Raw genomic sequence first — 6,236 nt, 5'->3', positions numbered from 1 at the left:
GTACATCTTCATATAGTGCCATACCGATAGCTTGTACCACGCCACCTTCAACTTGAACGCGAGCCAATTTAGGGTTGATAACAGTACCGCAATCGATGCAAGAATAGAAATGAAGAGGAATAACCTTACCAGTTTGTTTATCTACTTTTACCTCTGCAATAGATGCCATGAATGGAGGTGGAGATGTATGACTGCCCCATGTAGCAAAGCCAGACAATTGTTCCGCCTTAACGCCCACTAATAGTTTCGGAGCTAATTGATGGATATCCATAGTTTTGGAACCATCTTTTGTTGTCGCTACAACACCGTCAAATTCCACATTTTCTACATCAGTTTCAAAGAATTCTGCAAATTTGGCAATAATTTTAGTACGTAATTCTTCAGCAGCCATCTTAGCAGCCGTACCAGTTACGTATGTTGTACTAGATGCATAAGAGCCTGGATCAAATGGTACGATGTCTGTATCGGATTCGACAACAGTCATGTATTCTATAGGACAACCGATTACTTCACAAGCCATTTGAGTCAATACAGTGTTCGAACCCATGCCCATATCGGAAGAGCCAGTGTACAATGTGTAGTTACCATCATCACCGAGGCGAATTTCTACGGATGCTACGTCAATATTAGCAACACCAGAGCCTTGCAATGCCAATGCCATACCGAGGCCACCACGATATCGTTCATCGATATCCCAAGAATGAGGACGTTCATCCCAACGAGCCATTTCTTTTACACGATTTACTGTGTCTTGGAAAAGACCAGAATCAAGATATTCATCTGGAGCGTATACCAAGCTTTGTTCACCTTGAGCAATCAAGTTCTGTTGACGCAATTCAGCAGGGTCTACGCCCATTTTGTCTGCCAAGTTATTAACCGCACACTCTAAAGGCCACAACGCTTCGGTAGCACCATAACCACGGAATGCACCGCCTGGAGTATGGTTCATGTAAACGCCTTCCGTACCATAGTGAATCGCTGTCGCTTTATTGTATAAAGGAATGGACTTATGCTCACCAGCTGTAGTTGTAGTGAAACAGTGAGTTGCATGTGCACCTGCATCAGTAATGGAATCCATATCAATTACCTTGATAATACCATCTTTTGTAGCACCTACGCGGATTTTCCATTCACGAGCATGACGTGTAGTGGAGCAAGTTTGTGATTCTGTGCGATCGTATAAGAGGTAACAAGGTTTCTTCAAAGTCCATGCTACGAAGGCTGTCATAATTTCTGTACAAGCCGTTTGTTTAGAACCGAAGCCACCACCGATACGAGGTTTCAACACGCGAACTTTAGTAGCAGGAATGCCAAGGGCGCGTGCAATGTGACGGCGAACATGGAATACGATTTGCGTAGAGGATACAATAACTACACGACCTAATGCATCTATATAACCAAAGCTTTGGAACGGTTCCATCGCTGTTTGGCGTGTCGCTTGGTCAAAGTAAGTACCTTCTACTACATAATCACATTTTGCAAGTTCAGCTTCAAGATCGCCAACTCGTTTATGATAAGATACACAAATATTGCGTTTATAATCTTGACCTACAGGGATATTATTGTGAATATCATCTTCAGGGTGAACTACAGTTTCATGGTCGATAGCCGTATGCATATCGAGTACAGGTTTTTGCACTTCGTATTCAACCTTGATGAGAGGCATCGCTTTAAGTGCTGTAGCTTCATCTTTTGCAACAACAAGAGCCACTTCATCGCCTACATAACGAACTACAGGATCCAAGATGAGAGCATCATAGGCAGATGGCTCTGGATATGTTTGACCAGCCAACGTGAAGCGAGTATTAGGTACATCTTCATGTGTGAAGATTGCTTCAACACCTGGAATCAATTTAGCTTTAGATGTATCAATAGATTTAATGCGTGCCTGTGCATGAGGGCTACGAAGTACCTTAATAACAAGCGCATCTTTTGGAACAAAATCACCAGTATAAGACGGTTTACCCGTCAAAATACCTTTATAGTCAACTTTGTCATAAGCTTTACCAATGTGCTTATTCATCATTATAGGCCTCCTTCTAAGAATTTACGAACCCCTCGAAGTTGTGATTCATAGCCAGTACAACGGCACAAGTTACCGATGAGGTACTCGCGGATTTCATCATCACTAGCCTTTGGATTTTTGCGTTTCAAATTGATAGCGCTCATCATCATACCAGTGGTACAAAAACCACATTGGTCCCCACCTTCGCTAGCGATGCAATCCGCTAATAATTCTGCTTCTTCTTCTAAGCCTTCTAATGTAGTAATCTTATGACCTGGTGCACGGAATGTAGGGTATGCACAAGACAGGATAATTTCGTCATCTACCCACACAGTACAAAGACCACAGTTTGTTGTGTCACAGCCACAACGTACACTGTAATAACCAAGATTACGCAATGTATCCAACAACATTTCATCCGTTGGCACATTAACAGTTACATTTTTATTATTAATATTAAGTACTAATTCCATTATTGTGCCACCTCCTTAGCCAAGCGTTGAACCATTGCTTTTACCATTTCCATACGTTATTCTTTAGACGCATGAGAATTAGATTGGTAAACTAATTCTTCAGATGCTAATTGACCGGCTTCTTTTGCTGCAGCCAATCCTTTTTCTGAAAGCAAAGCACTTGCTTTAGCTGCTAATTGAGGTACGCCAGGTCTTGTACCGATATACAATTCAACGCCTTTTTCATCATGGCGAAGAGCACCGGTCAACATTGGGAAGTCGCCACGAGAGATACGAAGAGCTTCGACAGCTACAGGTACCTCTACTTTAGGGATGCGAATTTCCATGAGGATATCACGTTCTTTATAGTTCATATAGTCTTGCATAGACATTCGTCCACCTTTAAAGGTAACGATGTCTGCATGCACTGCCAACAATGCAGGAATGATATCGGAGAAGCCGAATTTACTAGCTACAGAGCCGCCCATGGTAGCTGTATTACGGAATTGAACGCCAAGAATTTCTTTAACACCTTTAACTACGGCACCACCGCAGAATTGTTGTAATGGCTCAAAGCGTTCCACATCGCCTTGTGTCGCCATAGCGCCAATGACAAATTCGTTCTCCTCTTCACGAACATAACGCAAATCAAGACTTGCCATATCGATCACTGATGGCCATGTGCGTCGACCTAAACGCAACCAACAGCCGCCAGCTAGCATTGGGGCAGTTTTGTTTTTTGTAGCTAGTTCGTAAGCCTCTTCCACCGTCTTCGGTTGTAATACTTTCATAAATGCTAACATAATCTGTCCTCTCAATGGTATACTAATACTAAAAGAACTTAGATGATAACCATAAAAATACAGATATCATCAAACTACAAACCTGGAAGGAATTCATCAGAATCTATAGAATGCCTCACGTTTCTTATACTTTTATTGTACCAATAATTCGCTATGAAATCTACGATGAAATATATAAATTTACAAGAAATTTGCAAAGAACTGAATATTTATGAGTTCGGCGTTGCATCTTGGCCACTACCTGAGAATGCAAAATCTATTTTATACGAAAGCAATCCATGTCCCTTTACGGCTGCCGATGTCGAGGAAAGGCTATTAGGGACAACCCTATTTACACCTAAAAGTGCGATTGTTTGCCTATTTCCTTACCATGTGGAGCACAAAGGGCATTCCAATTTATCCCGCTATACATGGGCCACAGATTATCATTTAGTCATCAATGAATATTTAGAAAAGCTTATTGAAAAATTACAAATAATGAATACAGAGGCACAGTTTTCCATTCACTGTGACACCTCGCCTTTAGCCGATCGTTACATGGCTTACTTAGCAGGTCTAGGGTTTTACGGCAAAAATAATTGCTTCATCAGCCCTAAATGGGGTTCCTATGTCGTTATTGGCACAGTTTTAACAACCTTAGAACTTGAACCTAATACTCCACTAACTCAATCCTGCATGGGATGTAATCGCTGTATCACTGCCTGTTTAGGTCAATGCTTAGGTCATGACGAATTTAAATATGACACCTGTAAAAGCTACTTAACTCAGAAAAAAGGAGAGCTAACAGTCGAAGAAGAAGCCATCATCGCTAAGACTCCCCTAGTATTTGGCTGTGATGTATGCCAAGAGGTATGCCCGCACAACAAAGATATTCCTACAACCCCAATTCCTGAATTCCAATCAGTAGAACCGTACATTGATATAGATGAATTAGATTCACTGACGAACAAAGAATTCAAAGCAAAATATGGACATCGTGCCTTCTCGTGGCGAGGGAAGAAAATATTAATAAGGAATCAGGAAATTATTGAAGATAAAGAGACATTATAATTTGTTATACTTCATTATACCTCTACAGACTTTGACATCTGTTTAGCAAAAACTTATAATAAATAACAGAGATAGCTAGATGCGTAGGAACGTCCAGCTCATCTCGAAAACTTTATTTGAGATGTAAAATGGCTGTGACGTCTACTAAGATGTTATGGCTATTTTTCGTTTTTACGGTAAATAAGCACTACGAATGCTCCACAAGTGAATATTTTGCAGAATAAATAGAGACGACCTCTGGGCGTCTCTTGTTATTCATTATTTGATTTCGTAGTAATTTAGTTCATCTAAACTCTTGCCAAGGGCTGGCATATAGGTTTCGAGGAACATATCTACTTCGGGCATATTGAGTGCTTTTAGTTTAGCTAAGATGGAGTCATGTGCTTCTTTAAACTCATCATTTCCTGCCTTGAGTTCGTTCACACATTTCATATACGCTGAGATTGTATCTGCGGCCTTTACGATAGGCCATTCTTCACTTTCTTCAGCATCTACAATGATAGGTTTATAAATAGATTGTAGTCGTTCCGGTAAGGTAGACAACATTTTCTCTTGAGCTAGTGATTCAACCTCACCATAAAGCTCACGCAATTTTGGATCAAAATACTTAATAGGCGTCGGCATATCGCCTGTAAAGATTTCGCTCACCTCATGATACATGGCGATGACTGCCACCTTGTTAATGTCTACAGTACCACCGAAGTATTCATTTTTTAAAGCTGCTAAGTTATGAGCAACCATAGCTACTTCCAAGCTATGCTCTTGAATATTTTCTGTTTCTGTATTGCGCATAAGGCTCCATCGGTTGATAAAGCGCATGCGTTTTAAAAATGCAAAAAATGAACTCATATATCCCTCTGAACTAAATTACACCGCGAAGTTTAAAACCATAATCAAGAAATTGTACGGCTTCTTCCCAACGGTTATCATCGTTAAGCATAACAACAATCATAGTATGACCATTACGCGTAGCAGATGCAATCAAGCATTCCCCTGCCGCATTCGTAAAGCCTGTTTTCAAACCATTGGCACCAGGATATTTGTTACGAATGAAGTGATTAGTTGTACGAATGGTTACTGGCGCACGATTTTGATATGGCACCTTATAGTAATCATTGGCAACCTTATCGCGGAACATTTGATATTTCATACCGTACGCAGCAATCATCGCCAAGTCACGTGCCGTAGAGTGATGCCCCATTTGTGTTAAACCATGGGGATTCAAGAACACACTATTCTTTGCCCCTGCTTTAGCCGCAATGCGAGTCATATCCTTACCAAATTTTTCTACAGAACCACTTACATTTTCTGCTACTACAACGGCCGCATCATTGCCACTGGCAACCATCATACCTTCGATAACAGCTTCCAATGTAATTTGATCCCCTACGCGAACACCGAGATTAGATTCTTCCATGCTCGTTGCATAACTACTAATAGTAGCTAATTCATCAAGTTGAGTACCTTTAAGCTCTAGTGCCGTTAACAAGGTAACCATTTTAGTAGTACTTGCAGGATGCATCCACTTATCTGGATTTTTAGCAAATAAAATTTCCTTTGTATCTGCATCGATGAGGACTACGGCCTCACCAACCGTAGATGGCGGCGCAATGTACGCAGCTTTCGCTACATTAGAGCCTACTAATATAATACCCAAAAAAACTATTGCCAATATAATGTATTGACAAGCTCTATACATATTTGTTGTTAAAAATGTCATCTATGCCTCTTTTCACCTTTCAAATTTTAACTTTCTGGAGTATCTTCTATGGCAACATTTGTACCAGTCGCTTTCTTCTTAGTACCTTTAATTTCACCTGTAGAGTTATCTACATTTTGAATGTATACAACGCGTTGAGGGTATGGAATGTCGATACCATATTTATCAAATGCATCTTTTACATCGGACATAATGCCGTATTGTAC

The 6,236-nt window shown here is 40.5% G+C and carries 6 protein-coding genes and 1 pseudogene; 1 reads left to right on the top strand and 6 read right to left on the bottom strand.

Annotation, left to right across the window (positions count from 1 at the left end; translation table 11 throughout):
• From Q0F90_RS06395 to Q0F90_RS06385, 3 genes are all read right to left on the bottom strand, one after another.
• Positions 1–2,026 (bottom strand): xanthine dehydrogenase family protein molybdopterin-binding subunit (locus Q0F90_RS06395; RefSeq protein ID WP_296004238.1); only part of this gene is annotated, 2,026 nt, incomplete at its 3' end.
• Positions 2,026–2,478, bottom strand: coding sequence for a (2Fe-2S)-binding protein (locus tag Q0F90_RS06390; protein ID WP_296004237.1), 453 nt, complete (start codon positions 2,476–2,478; stop codon positions 2,026–2,028). The genes Q0F90_RS06395 and Q0F90_RS06390, both read right to left, overlap by 1 nt.
• 56 nt (positions 2,479–2,534) lie before the next feature.
• Positions 2,535–3,260: an FAD binding domain-containing protein gene (locus tag Q0F90_RS06385; RefSeq protein WP_296004236.1), complete on the bottom strand. Its 726-nt coding sequence runs from the start codon at positions 3,258–3,260 to the stop codon at positions 2,535–2,537.
• A 165-nt stretch (positions 3,261–3,425) separates the two neighbouring features.
• On the opposite strand from Q0F90_RS06385, the gene Q0F90_RS06380 reads away from it, so the two are divergent.
• The gene (locus Q0F90_RS06380; RefSeq protein WP_296004235.1) at positions 3,426–4,310 is read left to right on the top strand and encodes an epoxyqueuosine reductase; all 885 of its coding nucleotides are present in this window, start codon (positions 3,426–3,428) and stop codon (positions 4,308–4,310) included.
• Positions 4,311–4,568: 258 nt separating this feature from the next.
• On the opposite strand, the gene yfbR is transcribed toward Q0F90_RS06380, so the two are convergent.
• From yfbR to Q0F90_RS06365, 3 genes and pseudogenes are all read right to left on the bottom strand, one after another.
• Complete coding sequence (yfbR, locus tag Q0F90_RS06375) at positions 4,569–5,159, bottom strand: 5'-deoxynucleotidase (RefSeq protein ID WP_296004234.1); 591 nt, start codon at positions 5,157–5,159, stop codon at positions 4,569–4,571.
• A gap of 13 nt (positions 5,160–5,172) precedes the next feature.
• Entirely contained in the window at positions 5,173–6,030 is an 858-nt protein-coding gene (locus Q0F90_RS06370) for a D-alanyl-D-alanine carboxypeptidase family protein (RefSeq protein WP_296004233.1), read from the bottom strand.
• A gap of 26 nt (positions 6,031–6,056) precedes the next feature.
• Positions 6,057–6,236, bottom strand: a pseudogene (locus Q0F90_RS06365) (mechanosensitive ion channel family protein); the annotation flags it as partial.

Source organism: uncultured Veillonella sp. (genome assembly GCF_934190855.1).
Lineage (GTDB): Bacteria > Bacillota > Negativicutes > Veillonellales > Veillonellaceae > Veillonella.
This window is presented reverse-complemented; position numbering and strand designations above follow the sequence as displayed.